The organism is Butyrivibrio sp. ob235 (assembly GCF_900109475.1).
Taxonomy (GTDB): Bacteria; Bacillota; Clostridia; order Lachnospirales; family Lachnospiraceae; genus Butyrivibrio.
In genome coordinates this window covers 1-18,237 of record NZ_FOBE01000007.1, presented here as the reverse complement: position 1 = coordinate 18,237, position 18,237 = coordinate 1, and the positions used below count along the sequence as shown (strand labels likewise).

16 protein-coding genes and 1 pseudogene are annotated in these 18,237 nt (G+C 44.6%); 16 read left to right on the top strand and 1 reads right to left on the bottom strand.

The annotated features are described in order from the left end of the window. The first annotated feature begins 4 nt into the window (after positions 1-4). The 16 genes from BMW61_RS07395 to BMW61_RS07320 all read left to right on the top strand — a co-directional run bounded on the left by BMW61_RS07395 (position 5) and on the right by BMW61_RS07320 (position 17,739). Positions 5-3,085 carry a response regulator gene (locus BMW61_RS07395; protein ID WP_091820687.1) on the top strand — a complete coding sequence of 1,027 codons (3,081 nt, stop codon included), beginning with the start codon at positions 5-7 and terminating at the stop codon, positions 3,083-3,085. 563 nt (positions 3,086-3,648) lie between these two features. After that, the gene (gene fmt / locus BMW61_RS07390) at positions 3,649-4,578 is read left to right on the top strand and encodes a methionyl-tRNA formyltransferase (protein ID WP_091820685.1); all 930 of its coding nucleotides are present in this window, start codon (positions 3,649-3,651) and stop codon (positions 4,576-4,578) included. A gap of 77 nt (positions 4,579-4,655) precedes the next feature. Next, the gene (locus BMW61_RS07385; protein ID WP_022762622.1) at positions 4,656-5,378 is read left to right on the top strand and encodes a zinc metallopeptidase; all 723 of its coding nucleotides are present in this window, start codon (positions 4,656-4,658) and stop codon (positions 5,376-5,378) included. A gap of 1 nt (position 5,379) precedes the next feature. Further along, positions 5,380-6,765, top strand: coding sequence for a 16S rRNA (cytosine(967)-C(5))-methyltransferase RsmB (gene rsmB, locus BMW61_RS07380; RefSeq protein WP_091820683.1), 1,386 nt, complete (start codon positions 5,380-5,382; stop codon positions 6,763-6,765). A gap of 24 nt (positions 6,766-6,789) precedes the next feature. Then, positions 6,790-7,836, top strand: coding sequence for a dual-specificity RNA methyltransferase RlmN (gene rlmN, locus BMW61_RS07375; RefSeq protein WP_091820681.1), 1,047 nt, complete (start codon positions 6,790-6,792; stop codon positions 7,834-7,836). Further along, positions 7,836-9,317 (top strand): DUF1846 domain-containing protein, encoded by a 1,482-nt coding sequence (locus BMW61_RS07370; protein ID WP_334291021.1) that lies wholly within the window; start codon positions 7,836-7,838, stop codon positions 9,315-9,317. The genes rlmN and BMW61_RS07370 overlap by 1 nt, the downstream gene beginning before the upstream one ends. A gap of 326 nt (positions 9,318-9,643) precedes the next feature. After that, complete coding sequence (locus BMW61_RS07365) at positions 9,644-10,099, top strand: hypothetical protein (RefSeq protein ID WP_022762608.1); 456 nt, start codon at positions 9,644-9,646, stop codon at positions 10,097-10,099. 337 nt (positions 10,100-10,436) lie between these two features. After that, on the top strand, positions 10,437-10,949 hold the full coding sequence (locus BMW61_RS07360; RefSeq protein WP_022762607.1) for a CarD family transcriptional regulator: 513 nt from the start codon (positions 10,437-10,439) through the stop codon (positions 10,947-10,949). Positions 10,950-11,032: 83 nt separating this feature from the next. Continuing rightward, positions 11,033-12,295 carry an alanyl-tRNA editing protein gene (locus BMW61_RS07355; protein ID WP_091820679.1) on the top strand — a complete coding sequence of 421 codons (1,263 nt, stop codon included), beginning with the start codon at positions 11,033-11,035 and terminating at the stop codon, positions 12,293-12,295. A gap of 17 nt (positions 12,296-12,312) precedes the next feature. Beyond that, positions 12,313-13,029 carry an AzlC family ABC transporter permease gene (locus BMW61_RS07350; protein WP_091820678.1) on the top strand — a complete coding sequence of 239 codons (717 nt, stop codon included), beginning with the start codon at positions 12,313-12,315 and terminating at the stop codon, positions 13,027-13,029. Next, the gene (locus BMW61_RS07345; protein ID WP_022762604.1) at positions 13,022-13,327 is read left to right on the top strand and encodes an AzlD domain-containing protein; all 306 of its coding nucleotides are present in this window, start codon (positions 13,022-13,024) and stop codon (positions 13,325-13,327) included. Before BMW61_RS07350 ends, BMW61_RS07345 begins: the two co-directional genes overlap by 8 nt. Positions 13,328-13,360: 33 nt before the next feature. Continuing rightward, positions 13,361-13,906: a 2-C-methyl-D-erythritol 2,4-cyclodiphosphate synthase gene (gene ispF / locus BMW61_RS07340; RefSeq protein ID WP_091820676.1), complete on the top strand. Its 546-nt coding sequence runs from the start codon at positions 13,361-13,363 to the stop codon at positions 13,904-13,906. Beyond that, a complete protein-coding gene (locus tag BMW61_RS07335; RefSeq protein ID WP_242876654.1) occupies positions 13,896-14,330 on the top strand; it encodes a Mini-ribonuclease 3 in 435 nt (144 codons plus the stop codon). The genes ispF and BMW61_RS07335 overlap by 11 nt, the downstream gene beginning before the upstream one ends. 457 nt (positions 14,331-14,787) lie before the next feature. After that, positions 14,788-15,603 carry a 23S rRNA (guanosine(2251)-2'-O)-methyltransferase RlmB gene (gene rlmB, locus BMW61_RS07330; RefSeq protein ID WP_091820674.1) on the top strand — a complete coding sequence of 272 codons (816 nt, stop codon included), beginning with the start codon at positions 14,788-14,790 and terminating at the stop codon, positions 15,601-15,603. Between the two features lie 39 nt (positions 15,604-15,642). Next, positions 15,643-16,266, top strand: a complete 624-nt coding sequence (gene sigH / locus BMW61_RS07325) for an RNA polymerase sporulation sigma factor SigH (protein WP_026498047.1) — start codon at positions 15,643-15,645, stop codon at positions 16,264-16,266. Between the two features lie 165 nt (positions 16,267-16,431). After that, a complete protein-coding gene (locus tag BMW61_RS07320) occupies positions 16,432-17,739 on the top strand; it encodes a leucine-rich repeat protein (RefSeq protein WP_091820673.1) in 1,308 nt (435 codons plus the stop codon). Between the two features lie 319 nt (positions 17,740-18,058). On the opposite strand, the pseudogene BMW61_RS23045 reads toward BMW61_RS07320, so the two are convergent. Continuing rightward, a pseudogene (locus tag BMW61_RS23045) lies at positions 18,059-18,237 on the bottom strand (transposase); the annotation flags it as partial.

Below are 18,237 nucleotides of genomic sequence, written 5' to 3'. Positions count from 1 at the left end.
GGCTATGAAACTTCACAGTAAGAGCGGGCTTACAAGAGTTGCAATTATCGGCGGTATTATAGTCGTTGCCATAATGATCATAGGAACATTATGGATGGGGCAGAGCGCGAGCAAAGACACGGAAAGTGCGGTCAAAACAGTCAGCCTCCTCTATCTTGATGAGCTGGCGGGCAGAAGGGAACAGGTTGTTGCGTCCACCCTTAGTAACTATGTCAGTGACCTTGATACTGCGATAGGACTTATTGAAAAAACTGATTTGGAAAGCGTGGAGAGTCTTCAGGCTTATCAGTTTAGAATGAAGCAGCTCTACAAACTTGAAAAATTCGCTTTTGTTGATGAGGAAGGAATTATTTATACCTCACGCGGCACCAGGACGGATATAGATTTGTATTCCTTTAATCATAAGACTCTTTCGGAGCCTGAGATTTCCATAAAAAATGCAGACGGAAACAATAAGAAGATCATCATCGCCGTTCCGATCGACAGACTAAAACTGGAAAAACACACCCTTATTGTCTGCTTCATGGAGATGGATATAAATAATTTCCTTGATAAGGTTTCACTTCAGGCTAATGACAGTTCCGCTACTTTTTGTAATCTGTATGCCGCAGACGGAAGCAGCCTCACGGGAGCGGTTCTGGGCGGCCTTGCAGCGGATAAGAATATTCTCACGGCGCTTGAATCAGCCAAGTTTGATGAGGGATATTCCATTGAGGAAATGCGCAGGTGCTTTGCTGAAGATACTGAGGGAATAGCTTCATTTACCTACAACGGAGTAAAAGAAACTATCGCTTTCGTACCGGTGCGCGGAACCGACTGGGTGCTTACGTACCTCATAAGAGAGAGCGTTATCACCGAGCAGATAAATACAATTTCTCAGGGCATAATCATCAGAAGCCTTATACAGTCTATTCTTACGGCAGCTGTAATGATTGCCCTTCTTGTAATAATGATCACCCAGACAAAAAAGACAGCGAAGCTCGCGGCAGAACAGGAGAGCTCTGAAATACTTCAGCAGGAACTTGAGGAGAGGATTGCTCTCCAGGATGAGCTCATTGCCCAGGAAAAAGTGCGTACGCAGCAGGATAAGATGATAAATGCACTGGCTTCGGATTACCGCAGTGTTTATTATGTTGATCTTGAGAATAACAATGCAATCTGCTACAGAGGAGATGAAAATCACGAAGATGACATCTGTGAAGGTGACCGGTTCAACTTTAGTGAAAAATTCACAGAGTATGCTGAGTCTTTTGTCGCAGAAGAATATCGCCAGGGCTTTATTGATTTCATAAAGCCTGAAAATATAAAGCAGGCGCTGGAAAAAGAGCCAATTATAGCCTACAGATATCTTGTAAAGAAAAACGGCGAAGAGACCTATGAGATGCTCCGTATGGCAGGTGTCGGACATCCGGGGGATGCTCAGGATAACAAGATTCATGCAGTGGGAGCAGGCTTCTCAGATATAGATGCACAGATGAGGGATTCCCTTGCAAAGAGCCAGGCACTCTCTGATGCCCTTAAAACCGCTGAGAAAGCAAGCAGAGCAAAGACTATTTTCCTGTCTAACATGAGCCATGAGATCAGAACACCTATGAATGCCATCATAGGGCTTGATTCCCTTGCGCTTCACGAACCTGATATATCCGATGCAACCAAGGATTATCTGGAGAAAATCGGATCATCTGCGCAGCACCTTCTCAGTCTTATTAATGACATCCTTGATATGTCCAGAATCGAATCCGGTAAGATGGTCCTTCGAAATGAGGAATTTGCCTTCTCGAAGCTTTTAGAGCAGATAAATACCATTTTCAACGGACAGTGCATGGAAAAAGGCCTTGAATACAAATGCAATATTATAGGGGAGTTAAATGACTATTATATCGGCGACAGCACGAAGCTAAGGCAGGTGCTTATAAACATTCTGGGCAATGCGGTTAAGTTCACTCCCGAAGGCGGTGCGGTAACTCTGGATGTTGAGAAGGCTGCAGGCTACGGAGGAAACTCCACACTGCGCTTTAGAATTAAGGATACCGGCATAGGAATGAGCAAGGAATTCCTTCCTTCACTTTTTGAGACCTTCAGCCAGGAGGATACCACAGCAGCCAACAAATATGGCAGTTCCGGACTAGGAATGGCTATAACCAAGAGCATTGTGGAAATGATGAACGGCAAGATTGAGGTGCAGAGTGAAAAGGGTAAGGGTAGTATTTTTACCGTAACCGTTACCCTCCTGGATTCCGATAAAAAGCATTCCGAGGATAACAGTGATATAGAGATCAATCCCAAAGAGATGTGCGTTCTCGTAATTGACGATGACCCCGTTGCCTTAGATCACGCAAAGCTTGTGCTCGGCAACGAAGGTATTGCGGTGGAAACTGTGCGCTCAGGCCAGGAAGCCATCGACCTTGTTAAGGTGCATAAGGGCAGGATGGAGCCCTACAATCTGATAATCGTTGATTGGAAAATGCCCGAGATGGACGGACTTGAAACAACCAGACAGATCAGAGAGATTATCGGGGATGACTCTGCAATCATCATGCTGACCGCCTACAGCTGGGATGAAATCCATGGTGAAGCTACTGATGCAGGTGTGGACAGCTTTATCTCAAAGCCGCTGTTCCCGGGAAGTCTTCTTGATGAATTCCGTAACGCTCTGAAAAAGAAGCGCCTTCAGATAATGGAAAAGCCCAAGAAAGCAGATCTTACGGGCCGCAGAATTCTTTTGGCGGAGGACGTGAATGTCAACGCACAGATAATGATAAAGGTTCTTAAAATGAAGGAGATGGAGACAGAGCTTGCCGTTAACGGAAAAATTGCGGTTGAAATGTTCGAATCACACCCCGAGAACTACTATGATGCTATTTTGATGGATATGCGCATGCCCGAGATGAACGGCCTCGAGGCAACCGCTGCAATAAGAGCCATGGGCAGAGCTGACTCGAAGAGCATCCCGATAATAGCTCTCACAGCCAACGCCTTCGACGAGGACGTCCAGCAGAGCCTCCAGGCAGGCCTCAACGCGCACCTGTCAAAACCGGTTCAACCGGAAGTGCTGTTCGATACACTTAGTGAGTTTATAAAGTGAGCAGAGCTTGAACGGATTCAGATACGAAAATTGATAAGTGCGATAACAAAGCATGAGTGGTATGTGCACTACTTACAGCACTTTGGGTGTTGTTGTATGTATGGTTTTTAGATTGCAATAATTCATGTGTTTTTCATCGTGTTTATTGTGTGGGAAATTTGAGAGTGCAACAATTCTTGATCTTCTAATTGCTTTTGTTGTACGCAAAATTTGGGAGTGCAATAAATCTGAATCGTTTCATCATATTTGTTGTCCAGAAAATTCTGATAGACAACAAATATAGATAATACATTTATATTTATTGTTTGTACGAAAATGGATTACAACAAATCCGGGGAGCATCAATATTTTTATTGTATAAGCTTCAGTTTAGGTGCAACAAATTCCAATATTATTGGATTTTTTGTTGCATGTGATTATTTCCTTGCCCACGGATCAATCCTACAAAATTGTAAAAAGCTTTCCATTAGTTTAAAATAACGGATGGAGGGCTTTTCTTGTTTGTAGAAGTCATCTAACCTATAAGGATTATTATAGATGTATAAGGAGACAGAATAATTAGTATGAAAATAGTTTACATGGGGACACCGGATTTTTCCGTGCCACCGCTTGAAAAAATGATAGAGGCAGGTCATGAAATAGTTGCAGTTGTGACTCAGCCCGATAAACCAAAGGGCAGAAGTGATAAACTTGTTCCTTCTCCGGTAAAAGAGTGTGCACTAAAGCACGGATTGAAGATCATGCAGCCTAAGAAAATCAGAGAGGCAGAGGTAGTCGAGGAACTCAAAAGTCTCGGAGCAGATATCTTTGTAGTTGCTGCTTTCGGTCAGATCCTTTCTCAGGAAGTTCTTGATATCCCGAAGTTTGGATGCGTCAATATCCACGCGTCACTTCTTCCGAAATACAGAGGCGCCGCGCCCATTCAAATGTGCATCTTAAACGGTGACAAAACAACAGGCGTTACCATCATGCAGATGAATGCAGGAATGGACACCGGCGATATGCTTATAACGAAGGAAATCCCGATTGAAGAGGATGACACCGCAGGTACGCTTTTTGACAAGCTCATGTACCTCGGAGCAGACCTTATAGTTGAAGCACTTCCGAAAATTGAAAAGGGAGAGCTCACACCGACTCCACAGAACGATGACGAGGCTACAAAGTGCGGCAAGATCAGCAAGGATATGGGGCAGATCAACTGGAACGACGACGCTTCGAAGATTTCCTATCTTGTAAGAGGCATGAATCCCTGGCCCAGCGCTTATACTCATCTGAACGGCAAAATGCTTAAAATCTGGACAGCAAAAGTTCAGAATAATACATCAAATGGCAATCCCGGCACGATAGCAGCTGTCAATAAAGACAGCTTTACAGTAAACACCGGCGACGGCCTCCTTGAAATCACCGAGCTTCAGCTCGAAGGCAAAAAACGCATGGATGTAAAATCCTTCCTCCTTGGCTACACCTTAAACCCTGGAGATAACCTCGAGTAACTTTCTTATATTATATATATTACTGGGCGGCAAAGATTGAACCTTTGCCCGTATTATTACATTTTGGAGGAGTTATTATGTACAGATATAGTTATGGATATGGTAGGGGAATGATGTTTGATGCTACGTATATATTGGTGCTGATTGGTGCGCTGCTGTGTATCATTGCCAGTGCCATGGTCAAGTCCACCTACAATAAGTATGCGAAAATAAGAAGCATGTCAGGCATGACAGGTGCGCAGGTTGCTACCGAGATTTTGAGAAGAAACGGCATAAATGACGTGGCGGTTGTCCATGTGCCGGGAAACCTCTCTGACCACTTTGATCCAAGAAATAACACCGTTAACCTCTCGGACAGCACCTATAATTCCACCAGTGTTGCGGCCATCGGTGTCGCCGCTCATGAGTGCGGACACGTTATGCAGCATCACACAGGATATGTGCCAATCAAGATCAGATCAGCGCTTGTTCCGGCTGCCAACATAGGTTCACACATCGGAATACCGATTATCATACTTGGACTTATTATCGGGATGACACCCCTTGCAAAGATCGGAATATGGGTATTTTCACTGGCAGTGGCATTCCAGCTTGTTACACTTCCGGTTGAGTTTGATGCTTCTCACAGAGCGCTCGTTATGCTCGGAGATTACGGCATTCTTGCGGATGACGAAGTGGACCAGTCCAGGAAAGTACTTAATGCGGCTGCCCTTACTTACGTTGCGGCTGCTGCATCATCAATACTTCAGCTTCTTCGTTTGGTTTTGATGGTAAACGGCGGAAACAGAAATCGGAGGTAAAATGGCAGGGAAGATTAATGAAAGGCGCATAGCCTACGACATTCTCGCTGAGATGGGAAAAAGCGACTCTTTTCAGAAGTCGGCGGTAAAGCTTGCGCTAAATAAATATGATTTTCTTGATGCTAATCAAAAATCCTTCATCAAGTATCTTGCGGAGGGAACCATTGAGAGACAGATAAGCCTGGACTATGTTATCGGCCTGTTTTCCAAGACACCCATATCAAAAATGGCAAAGCCCATCCTGTACATAATAAGAATGGGTACTTTTCAGATACTTTACATGGATTCCGTTCCGGATTCCGCTGCGGTTAACGAATCGGTGAAGCTTGCGGCAAAACTCCATTTCATGGGACTCAAGGGCTTTGTAAACGGAGTGCTTCGTAACATTGCAAGGAACAAGGCCAATATAAAGTGGCCGGATTACGATGAATCCAAGGCATCGCGAATTAAGTATCTTTCAGTAAAATATTCAGAGCCGGAGTGGCTTTCCAAAAAGTTTCTGGAAGATTTTGGCTTTAAAAAGACAGTGGAAATCTTCAAGTTTTTCCTGGAACCAAGACCTGTAACGGTGCGGTTTTCCAACAGGTTCGAAACTGAAGAACTAAGAGGAATTCTTGCAAAAATGAAGGAGGCGAACAACGGCAATATTGTTATGAAACCGAGTCCGCTGCTTTCCTATGCGATGGACCTCTATCACACCGACAATATCAGATATCTTCCGGGCTTCGAAGAAGGCGCCTTCATGGTGCAGGATATCAGCTCCATGCTCGTTACCGAGGTTGCGGGACTTAGAAAAGGAGATACGGTCATTGATGTCTGCGCGGCACCCGGGGGCAAGAGCCTTCACGCTGCGGATGTTTTGAGAAATACAGGAAAAGTCATTTCCAGAGACATATCTCAAAATAAGTGTATTTTAATTCGTGAAAACGTTAACAGAATGAGATGCGATAACGTTGTTGTCGAAGAACATGATGCCGAAAAACATGATCAGACTTTAGAAAATGCTGCGGATGTGTTATACTGTGACCTTCCGTGCTCGGGACTTGGAGTTATCGCAAGAAAACCCGACATCAAGATGAACACCGACATGCATGCTATAGAGACGCTTCAGGCAAAACAGAGAAGTATTCTAAACAATGTGTGGAATTATGTTAAGCCCGGCGGTATACTTATTTACAGTACATGCACGCTCACAAAAGAGGAAAACCTCGAGAATTACAAATGGATTCTGGAAAATCTCCCCTTCGAGGCGGTAAGTATAGAGGACAGGCTTCCGGGACCGATGAAGGAAGTTCTTACGGCCGGAGCCGGTTATATCCAGATAATACCCGGGGAATTCGGCACTGACGGATTCTTTATTTCGAAGTTCAGACGCAAGGATGAATAACTTTTGTATCATTAAGGATTTTCAATGACAGATATCAAATCACTGACAAAGGAAGAATTAACAAGCTTTATTAAAGACATGGGGGAGCCCGGCTTTCGAGCCGGGCAAATCTATGACTGGATGCACAAGAAGCAGGCTCGAAGCTTTGAAGAGATGACCAATCTCGGGAAGAACCTTCGTGAAAAACTCTCCGGAGAATGCGATTTTGTGGCGCTTAAGGTAGTGAGGGTGAAGGAATCCAAAATCGACGGAACTAGGAAATATCTCTTTGAGCTTGGCGATGGCAACCTTATCGAGAGCGTTTTTATGAAGTACCGCTTCGGTAACAGTGTCTGCGTATCCTCACAGGTAGGCTGCCGAATGGGCTGCAGATTCTGTGCATCGACAATAGACGGCGTCGAGAGGAACCTTGAACCCTCTGAGATACTTGACCAGATATATTCCATAATGTGCGACACCGGAGAGAAGGTGTCGAGAGTGGTGGTCATGGGAAGTGGCGAACCGCTTGATAATTACGACAACATTCTGAAGTTTGTACGGCTTTTAACAGATGAAAACGGGCTTAACATGGGGCAGCGAAATCTCACGATATCGACCTGCGGAATTGTTCCGAACATGAAAAAGCTCGCGGATGAAAAATTACAGATAAATCTTGCCATATCACTTCATGCTTCAAATCAGAAGAAGAGGCAGGAACTGATGCCGATAGCGAATCAGTATTCCATAGAGGAGCTTTTGGAAGCCTGTGAATACTATTTTGATAAAACCGGAAGACAGCTGACATTCGAGTATTCGCTTGTGGGCGGCGTCAATGATACGGACGAGGATGCCGACGAGCTCGCGGATATCCTTAAGAATCTAAACTGCGTGGTCAACCTGATCCCGGTCAATCCCATAAAGGAGCGGGATTTCGTGGAGAGCACCGCAGAGCGGGTTCAGGCTTTTAAGAAGAAATTGGAAAAACGACGCATAAACGCCACGGTACGGCGTGAGATGGGTAGAGACATAGACGGAGCTTGTGGACAGCTTCGAAGAAGACACATAGAGAATAACCAGGAGGAAAACCAATGATGAAACAGGCTTTTGACAACGACAAGTATCTGCAGATGCAGTCAGAAAGGATCCGTGAGAGGATAGGACAGTTCGGAGGAAAACTGTACATGGAATTCGGCGGTAAGCTTTTCGATGATTACCACGCTTCCAGAGTTCTTCCGGGGTTTCAGCCCGACTCCAAGATCCGCATGCTTACTCAGCTTAAAGAGGATGTAGAGATTGTAATTGTTATTAACTCGGGTGATATTGAGAAAAACAAGGTCCGCGGAGACCTCGGAATAACCTACGATATGGACGTGCTTCGTCTTATCGATGCTTTCCACGGCTACGGACTCTATGTGGGATCTGTTGTCCTCACCAGATATGACGGCACAGAGCAGGTCATGGCTTATCAGAAGAAGCTTGAATCCCTTGGCCTCAAGGTTTACAGACACTATACAATCCCGGGATATCCTTCAAACATCCCGTTCATCATCAGCGAGGAGGGCTACGGAAAGAACGAGTACATTGAGACCAAGCATTCACTTGTAGTTGTGACTGCGCCCGGACCCGGCAGCGGGAAAATGGCTGTCTGCCTGTCTCAGCTTTATCATGAAAACAGACACGGAGTTAAGGCGGGTTATGCAAAATTCGAGACCTTCCCCATCTGGAACATTCCGCTTCAGCACCCGGTTAACCTTGCCTATGAGGCAGCAACCGTTGACCTTGCGGACATGAATATGATTGATCCGTACCATCTTGAAGCTTACGGACAGACCACTGTCAACTACAACAGAGATGTCGCTGTTTTCCCTGTACTCAACACAATGTTCAAGGAGATTTACGGCGATTCACCCTACAAGTCACCTACCGACATGGGCGTAAATATGGCGGGTAACTGCATTATCGATGACGAGGCCGCACAGGCAGCAGGAAAACAGGAGATAATCAGACGTTACTACAAGGAACTCTGTGAAAAGAGAAAGGGTGACAGCTCACAGGAGAGAATCGACACTCTCGAGATCCTCATGCAGAAGGCCGGCTGCAGCATTCAGGACAGACCTGTGGTTGCTGCCGCTAACTTAAAGGCAGAGCTTACAGGCGCACCGGCAGCTGCTATTGAGCTTCCGGACGGTCAGGTTGTTACAGGTAAGACCAGTGCCCTCATGGGTGCAACCAGCGCTATGATGCTGAATGCCCTTAAGGTGATGGCAGGAGTGCCGGATGAAATTGATCTCATATCACCTACAATCATAGAGCCTATTCAGAATCTCAAGACCCAGCAGCTTGGCGGACATAATCCGCACCTCCATGTTGGCGAAATACTGATAGCTCTTACAATCTGCGCTGCAACCGATAAGCAGGCAAAAGCAGCACTGGAGCAGGTTGACAAGCTTCGCGGCGCTGAGGTTCACTCAACGGTTATTCTTTCACCCGTTGATGAATCCACCTTCCACAAGCTGGGCGTTAACCTTACCTGCGAGCCGCAATACCAGACCAAGAAACTGTTCCACGGTTGATAAGAACATTCTCCGTCTGGGGGATGTGAAATAATATAAGCCTTCCCCTTGGGGGGAAGGTGGCGCGCCAAAATATAAGCCTTCCCCTGGGGGGAAAGGTGACGCGCCAAAATATAAGCCTTCCCCTTGGGGGGAAGGTGGCGCGCAGCGCCGGATGAGGGGCTCTACCACAGGCCTCTTTTTTGTTACTTCAATTTCGTAACAAATTCTTAACGAAAAAACATTTAATTAATAATGATTTTATAGATTTATAAGATTTGTTTATAAGAAGGCGTGCTATAATTACCATATGGAAGTTCACTCCCCGTGATGACAGGAGGCTCAGTATGAATCAAAGCTTATACGATGCGGTGTTCTGTGTGGATGTCGGTGGGCAGAAGATTGATCCTTTTGCAGCCGCAACTATAGATTTCGGAAAAGTTATCAGCGACATGAAACTTGGCGGGTATGAGATCACTTCTCTCCATGTTGCAGAGTTTATGGTTCTCCATTTTCTGGATGACCTTAGAAAAATCAAGAACCAGATTATCACTGAGACCATGGATCTGCCCAATAAAGAAGAAGTGTGCAGAGAAAATTACGGAATGTCGTTTAAAGACATACATGCTCTTGAACCCACCAAGGATATTGAGTTTGACCTAAAGAGCGGACAGGTGCTGTTGTTCCTGTCGAATGATGCTCAGTACATGGAAGATGCATATATGAAACTGTTTGGACAGCAACTTAACGAGTTCTGTCAGAATACAGGTTTTATATACACAAAGCTCGGTGAAGCTTTATAACACCCGGCTTTATAGTAATTCCTCCTTTCCTTTCTTATATTGTTATTGTTGCGAAGATGGCCTGGCGCGAGTATACCTCCGTCGGGTCTTCTTTATTGGCTAGAAATGCTACATTGGCGCGGCTTTTTGCCGGTTAAAACAGGCCCTATTAGCATATACTAACAATATTCTGATAGTTTCTTAAGATTTTCTTAAAAAAGAGCCCGATATATTACATTAATCGTAAAAAATTGCTATGATTGTTCTAGTGTCGCCCTTGTTTTTTAGAAGTAGTCATCGGATGGGGTTCTGCCGTCCGAAAAGGCTTTTTCTTGTTTTATTTTTAGGAGGAAAAAATATGCTGAGTAGAGGAGATTGCGTCGTTTATGGTAACCATGGACTTTGTGAAGTAAAAGACATTTTGGTTCCGTCTTTTCTTGAGAGAGGCAATGAAACCTTATACTACAGCATGGTGTCAAGCATAGACACCAAGGGGGTTCTGTATGTTCCCGTTGACGGAGCAGAGGCTAAGATGCGTGATGCTATCGATGCAGACGAAGCCGAGGAACTTATCGATGAGATCGACGAGCTTGAAGTATACGATATTCCCCAGGGAAAGAAGGCTGAGGCTGTTATCGTAGAAGTTATCAAGAGAAATAAGGCTCCCGAGATGATGTGCCTTGTTAAGTCTCTTCGCAAGATTAAGGCTACAAGAGCTGCCGAGGGCAAGAAGTTCGCATCAATGGATGAGAAGTACCTCGGAATCGCTGAGAAGCTCCTTTATTCTGAAATGGCTTATTCAATGGAGTCCAAGCTCGACGCAGTAAAAGAGCGCGTTACCAGCGAGCTTTCACAGCTTACACTTGCATAATAATTGATTATTTCAGGGATGCCGATGAGGCATCCCTTTTTTAAATTTCTGAATAACCTCAAAGTGTGGTAAAATAAAGCATTATGAACGAAAATACAATAAAACTTTATGATGAAAATGCATATTCAACAGAGTTCACAGCAAGAGTAATAAGCTGTGAGAAGATAGAAGGCGAGAACGGACAGTATAAAGCTGTATTTGACCGGACTCTGTTTTTCCCTGAAGAGGGCGGACAGACTCCCGACAGAGGCGTGGTTTATCTCCTTAGTGAACAGGATATTGAGAGATTAAAAACAGCAGGAACATCTGAAAGTGCCGATGCCTTTACGCAAGGGGAAAATGATATCAACGTCCTCGACGTCCAGATCAAATCCGATATAATCTATCATTATCTTGATAAGGAGCTCGAGGAAGGCTCCACGATTCTCGGGAAAATCGATTTTAGTCACCGTTTTTCAAACATGCAGCAGCACTCCGGAGAGCACATTTTTTCCGGAATAGTGAATTCTAAATTCGGCTATGATAACGTGGGATTCCACCTCAGCGATTCTATTGTGACAATGGACTATAGCGGTCAGCTTTCACCCGAGGAGCTTGCGGACGTAGAACTGCAGGTGAACAGGGCGATTTATGAAAATCGTGAGATCAGGGCATATTACCCGTCGCCTGAGGAGCTTGCGGACATCGACTATCGGAGCAAGAAGGAACTGACCGGGGCGGTTAGAATAGTCGAGGTTGACGGCTATGATGTCTGCGCCTGCTGCGCGCCTCATGTTAAGAGAACCGGCGAGATCGGAATATTGAAAATTGTTGGTTTTCAGAATTATAAGGGCGGAACAAGAGTCAGCATTTTGTGCGGGAAAAGAGCGCTCGAGTTTTTGTCGGGTGAGCATAATATGATCCAGGAACTAGCCGGAGAACTATCTACTTCCGGTGACAATATTCCAAACATTGTGCATAAGCAGCAGGAAGAAATAGCCACTCTGAAAAGAAGTCTTTCCGAGGCAGGCGAGAAGCTTCTGAATATAGAAGCTGACAAGGTACCTGAAGACGTACGAAATGTCTGTCTTTTAGCGGACAAGGATTCGGATCCTAATGTCATCAGACGTGTTGTGAACAGACTTGTCAGCGAGAGAGAAGGGTACTGCGGTATCTTTTTCGGAGACGATGAGAGCGGTTACAGATTTATAATCGGATGCCCGGATGGACTTAACAGCAACGATGTTCTGACGCAGCTCAGGAAAAGCTTTCAGGTTCGCGGCGGCGGAAAACCCGCCATGGTCCAGGGCAGCATAGAAGGCGCAACATCCGACAACATTATGGAGACATTCGGACAGCTTGGCTGACGGATGAGGGGAGAATTATGGAAAAAGAAAACGAATTTATAGAAGGTTTAAGGGATGCAATTCCCGTCTGCCTCGGATACCTTGCGGTATCCTTTGCCTTCGGCATTCAGGCGGCGGAAGCGGGCTTATCCGTTTTTCAGGCATCTCTTATGTCACTTACAAACGTAACGAGCGCGGGGCAGTTTTCGTCCCTCGATCTCATAGCTACTAATGCGACCTACGCTGAGATGGCGCTGTTGCAGTTGGTGGTCAATATCAGATACATGCTGATGAGTACGGCGCTGTCGCAGAAGTTTTCATCAAAAGTCGGTACACTATCAAGATGCCTTGTAGCGTACGGCGTTACGGATGAGATTTTCGGACTTAGTGTCACCAGAAAAGGGCGCCTGAAACCCGCCTATTCCTACGGACTTATTATTTGCTCGGTTTTTGGATGGGTACTAGGAACCTTCCTTGGAGCATTCGCGGGACAGATTATGCCCCAGAGGCTTATCAGTGCGCTGGGACTTGCAATATATGGAATGTTTCTTGCGATTATAATCCCGGAAGCCAGTGAAAACGGCGCGGTTATGGCGGTTGTCATAGGAGCCATGGTTATGAGTACGGTTTTCACATATGCTCCGGTACTAAGTTCTATTTCATCGGGGTTCAGAATTATTATAGTAACGGTCGTGATCGCAGCAGCTGCCGCAATTTTCGCACCAAGAACAGAGGAGGACACGGCAGATGCATAACATATTCGGCTATATTTTTGTGATGGCACTGGTTACATATCTTGTCAGAATGTTGCCGCTCACACTTATAAGAAGAGATATCAACTCACGCTTTGTAAAGTCATTCTTGTACTACGTACCCTATGCGACGCTGGCAGCTATGACTTTTCCCGCTATCATCCATGCGTCAGATTCCATGCGCGCATCGGTGATAGGTTTTGCGGTAGCCCTGGGATTATCCTTCAGGAAGCGAAGCCTTCTTACGGTAGCAGTTGCAGCCTGTGCTGCGGTTTTTGTGGCGGAGTGGTTTTTAATCTAATTAGAAAAGTTGCATTAACGGAGGTTAATAAACATGCATATAGGAACAGGTTATGATGTACATAGATTGGTTGAGGGAAGGAAGCTCATCCTTGGCGGCGTGGAGATACCTTATGAAAAGGGGCTCCTTGGTCATTCCGATGCGGATGTTCTGCTTCATGCCATAAGTGATGCGCTTCTTGGCGCCTGTGCGCTCGGAGATATCGGCAAGCATTTTCCTGATTCGGACCCTAAGTATAAAGGCGCCGATTCATTAAAACTGCTCTCGGAGGTTGGCAGAATGCTTGAGGATAATCACTATCTCATAGAGAACATCGACTCCACCATTTTATGTCAGGCACCAAAGCTTCGTCCTTACATTGACACCATGCGCCAGAACATCGCTGATGCGCTTGAAATCAATATTGCGCAGGTCAGCGTCAAGGCTACAACCGAGGAAGGTCTTGGATTTACCGGCGCCGGTGAGGGAATAGCAGCCCAAGCCATTTGCCTTCTTACAAGCCCCATCGAATTTACAACAAGAAACGTGACTTTCCAGACCGGCGAAGCCCCTGAAGGAGGATGCTGCTGTGGACAATAATATTGACCTTGCGGCTATAATTCGCGAGAACTTTGGTGTGCCGGGTGAACCCATGAACAGATATAGCCCGTTGGCTCTTGCCTTTATGGGAGACAGCGTCTACGAGATAATCATTCGCAGCATTGTTGTTCAGGAGGCCAACAGACCCGCCGGCCAGCTCAACAAGATAAAAGTGAAATATGTCAATGCCGCAGCCCAGGCTAAAATCATTGAGTTTTTAGAGCCCGACCTCACCGAGGAGGAGCTTGACGCCTACAAGCGCGGCCGCAACGCAAAGTCCTACACGAGTGCCAAGAACCAGAGCGTCACGGACTATCGCAAGGCCACCGGCCTCGAGGCTCTTTGCGGATACCTGTATTTGAAAGGTGACCTGGACAGACTGATAGAGCTTCTGAAAAAGGGTATTGAAGTTATCGATAGATAATTATTGTGGCGGGATAGGCTGGAGTGGCATTACATCAGCATAGGTTCAAGGCATAATCTTAGCTTTTGGCGACGATTACCTTGAAAACATGAAAAGATGAAAAATCGTGGTAGAGAGAAGACGGGCGATTACCAAGATAATATGAAAAGCGGATAAATCAAGGTAAAGAGCAGACATAGCAATACCTAGAAAAAGGTAAAAATGCAAAAATCCTGGTACAGCATAGTCTAAGTTTTACCAAGAAAAATAGAAAAATAGGAAAATATTGGTAACAATCAGTTTTTTCCGGACCAAGATAATCAAGAAAACAAACTAATCTTGGTAATTAGTAGAAGAATTCATACCAAGAAAGTATCAAATTCAAAACAATATGGGTAAGAATAGACTAAAACAAGAAATAATAGCAAGATACAGAGCCTAAGCAACTAAACAGAGAAACGGCTCAATAGGTGGAAATATGAGAGATAATCAGAGAAACGACTACAAACATTCAAGAAATGACAAGCATACCAGAAGAGAGGAAAATGACATTGAAAGCCTCACCATTGAGGGCAGAAATGCTGTAATAGAGGCGCTTCGAAGCGGCAGGACAATAGATAAGATTCTGATTCTTGACGGATGTCAGGACGGCCCGATCGCGACGATAAGAAAAGAAGCCAAAAAAGCCGGAATCATGATGAAGTTTGTTTCAAGGGACAGACTTGATCAGATTTCGGAGACAGGTGCGCATCAGGGAGTAATTGCCTATGCGGCGGCTTATTCATACTCGGAAATTGATGACATATTCAACCTTGCTGAGGAAAAGGGCGAATCACCTTTCGTATTCTTGTTGGATAATATTGAAGATCCGCACAATCTCGGCGCGATTATAAGAACAGCCAATATCGCCGGAGCTCACGGGGTTATAATCCCGAAGAACCGTGCGGTCGGTCTTACCGCAACTGTTGCCAAGACCAGTGCCGGCGCGCTCAATTACACACCGGTGGTCAAGGTAACCAACATGGCGAGAACAATCGAGGATCTTAAGAACCGTGGAATGTGGTTTGTATGTGCCGATATGGACGGTAAGCCTATGTACGACCTCGATCTCAAGGGCTCCATCGGACTTGTAATCGGCAATGAGGGCTCCGGGGTGAGCAAGCTTGTACGTGAAAAATGCGACATGATCGCTGCCATTCCCATGAAGGGAGAGATCAATTCTCTTAATGCTTCGGTGGCTGCGGGAGTTCTCGGCTTTGAAATCGTAAGACAGCGCGGTGGATACGGAAAATAAAAAAGTATCAGAATTCACAATTTTTTATGAGGGATTTACATGTCAAAAATAACCGGCGATGAGACCGATGAGGAGCTTATCACAAGGCTTCGGGACGGGGAATCGGACGTAACAGACTACATAATGAATAAGTATAAGAATCTGGTCAGGACCAAGGCTGCATCCATGTATATTCTCGGGGCAGACAAGGATGACCTCATTCAGGAGGGTATGATAGGCCTGTTTAAGGCTGTCCGCGACTACGATGCAGGACGTGATGCCAGCTTCAAGACCTTTGCGGATCTGTGCATATCAAGGCAGATGTACACCGCAATTCAGGCGTCCAACAGAAAAAAGCACGCTCCGCTTAACGGCTACATCTCGCTTTACTCCAAACTCGGAGATTCCGAGGAGGACAAGGAGTTTTCGCTGGATCAGGTTCTGGAAAATATAAACGACAACGATCCGGAATCTATGATGATCGATCGCGAGAACACCAGAGATATCGAAAAATTCATTGAAAACGGCCTGAGCGATTTTGAACAGGCAGTCCTGGAACTCCATCTCACCGGCATGAGCTATGTGGAAATCGCAAGAGTCCTCGGACGAGATGAAAAGTCCACCGATAACGCACTTCAGAGGCTCAAAAACAAGATCAGGAAGTATGTTAAAGACATAAAATAGGTATAAAAAATACGTTGAAGATTAGAGAAAATCGGCATTCTGAAAAAAGTTTGCCGATTTTTTTATTATTTTTATTTTGACTGCAACTTTTTAAAAATCCTCTCACTCTATATAAATGTAAGGCCTACAAAACATATATAAAAGAGTTAAAAGGAGAGAATTACTATGAAGAAAAGAGTCAATTATGTTTTATGTTTATTTGCAGTTGCAGTTTTGTTATTGGTTCCTAAACAGGTAAAGGCGGCCTATTACAAATCCGGTTCTGATATTCAGATGAATGCACCTGAAATATCACTTGGGAATGTCTATTATAGAGAGACTTATACAGATGATATGAAAAAATTCTATAGATTTAAAACCGGTAATCTGGATGGCGTTTATCTGATAAGCTTCAGGACGGCTATCGAAGGCGGACAGGGCGGATCGGCCCGGGCAGCAGCATACTCCACATTAACGGTGATGGATGGATATACAAATAAAGTTGCGGGAATTGACGGTAAGAGCGGACGCATGTCTATATTTGAAGGATACTCACTAAATGATAAAAAGGCGTTGATGCTCGATGCAGTTATTGTTGCTTCGAATCTTAATAGAAATACTGATTATTATATTCAATTTGGCGCATATGACGGACTTAAATCATGGAATTACAACAAGGTATCAAGTATTTGTGTTGAATTTGTGCCTTTTAGGGTTGCCTCCGGATTTGCTATGGCTGAGAACTCCAATGGGGATTTGACCTTTACATGGAATAATATCGAAAAGTATAACTCATACAATTCACTTGCATCATTTGATAAATTCATTATAAAAGCATATGCAAACGGCAATGAGAAAAATATTGCTGAAGGAAATGGCGGAGTGAACTGCCTTATTGTGAAAGGTAATAATTCTACACTGAGAGGCTTTGGTTACCCGGAAAATACTGTCAATTTTGAGCTGTTCTGCGGACAGACATATTACTCGTATTTTAACAGCAGAGCATCATTTACCAAAATGTATAGTACCGGAAACATCCTGTTCACATCTCCTCTTACACGTTCTTCCGAACATGTTGTGAATGGCATTAAATACAGAATAAGAAAAAATGGTTCTAATGGTTGTGGTGAGGTTGAAGCAGTCGGAACTGATCAGACATTTAATTCGGGGAATCTTCATATCCCTGAAAGCGTAGTAATCAAGGGCTACAATTTTTCAGTTACATCTATAGCTGATGATGCATTTGCAGGCAATAAATCAATTACAACGGTTACGATTGGGAAAAATGTTAAAAAAATAGGCAGCCGGGCATTTTCAGGATGCTCAAGCCTTAAAAAGGTAAGGATAAAGTCCAAAAATCTTAAAAAGGTCGGAAAGAAAGCCTTTTTCACCACAAATAAAAAAGGAAAGATAAAGGTACCTTCATCTAAACTGACTGGATACAAAAGACTTTTAAAAGGGAAGATTACAAAAGGGATTAAGATTATGAAATAGTAATCGGTTCATGAAAAGTTTATTAAGAATTATATATTCTGGAGAATATAGGTGGATAGTGTCAAATGATCTATGAAAAAACTGAGTCAAAAAAATAGGCTCAGATGAACCTTGAAAATCGCAGATATTTACATTGAGGTAACCGGACGCCACCCTTGACAGCACAATAAATAACTGCTGACGGTTAATCACCGACGGCGAAGAACTCAAGAGCAATCAGGTTTTCTCCGTCGATTTCAGCAGTTTAGCAGTTATTTATTGTGCCCTCAAGGGCAATGCCGCTAACGCGGTGGCTGGGTTATTACCTCAGGCTCAGAATCTAAGAGCAATCAGCTGACTGAAGTTCCAGGATTTTCTTCTGTCCGAAGTAGATCATCGTTTGCCATCGTGCTGGCATATTTTCGGCATTTGACAGTATCTCGTCTACAACTGGAGGTTTATATCCATTGTGCTTGTGAGGCCTCAGGAAGTTGTAGTAGGCAACCCAGAGAGTCAGAT

Coding starts and splice junctions, on each gene's coding strand:
- BMW61_RS07365 (WP_022762608.1), top strand. CDS start 9,644: ATGAATCAAAGCTTATACGATGCGGTGTTCTGTGTGGATGTCGGTGGG.
- fmt (WP_091820685.1), top strand. CDS start 3,649: ATGAAAATAGTTTACATGGGGACACCGGATTTTTCCGTGCCACCGCTT.
- BMW61_RS07355 (WP_091820679.1), top strand. CDS start 11,033: ATGAACGAAAATACAATAAAACTTTATGATGAAAATGCATATTCAACA.
- rsmB (WP_091820683.1), top strand. CDS start 5,380: ATGGCAGGGAAGATTAATGAAAGGCGCATAGCCTACGACATTCTCGCT.
- rlmN (WP_091820681.1), top strand. CDS start 6,790: ATGACAGATATCAAATCACTGACAAAGGAAGAATTAACAAGCTTTATT.
- ispF (WP_091820676.1), top strand. CDS start 13,361: ATGCATATAGGAACAGGTTATGATGTACATAGATTGGTTGAGGGAAGG.
- BMW61_RS07370 (WP_334291021.1), top strand. CDS start 7,836: ATGAAACAGGCTTTTGACAACGACAAGTATCTGCAGATGCAGTCAGAA.
- BMW61_RS07385 (WP_022762622.1), top strand. CDS start 4,656: ATGTACAGATATAGTTATGGATATGGTAGGGGAATGATGTTTGATGCT.
- BMW61_RS07360 (WP_022762607.1), top strand. CDS start 10,437: ATGCTGAGTAGAGGAGATTGCGTCGTTTATGGTAACCATGGACTTTGT.
- BMW61_RS07395 (WP_091820687.1), top strand. CDS start 5: ATGAAACTTCACAGTAAGAGCGGGCTTACAAGAGTTGCAATTATCGGC.
- BMW61_RS07320 (WP_091820673.1), top strand. CDS start 16,432: ATGAAGAAAAGAGTCAATTATGTTTTATGTTTATTTGCAGTTGCAGTT.
- BMW61_RS07345 (WP_022762604.1), top strand. CDS start 13,022: ATGCATAACATATTCGGCTATATTTTTGTGATGGCACTGGTTACATAT.
- BMW61_RS07350 (WP_091820678.1), top strand. CDS start 12,313: ATGGAAAAAGAAAACGAATTTATAGAAGGTTTAAGGGATGCAATTCCC.
- sigH (WP_026498047.1), top strand. CDS start 15,643: ATGTCAAAAATAACCGGCGATGAGACCGATGAGGAGCTTATCACAAGG.
- rlmB (WP_091820674.1), top strand. CDS start 14,788: ATGAGAGATAATCAGAGAAACGACTACAAACATTCAAGAAATGACAAG.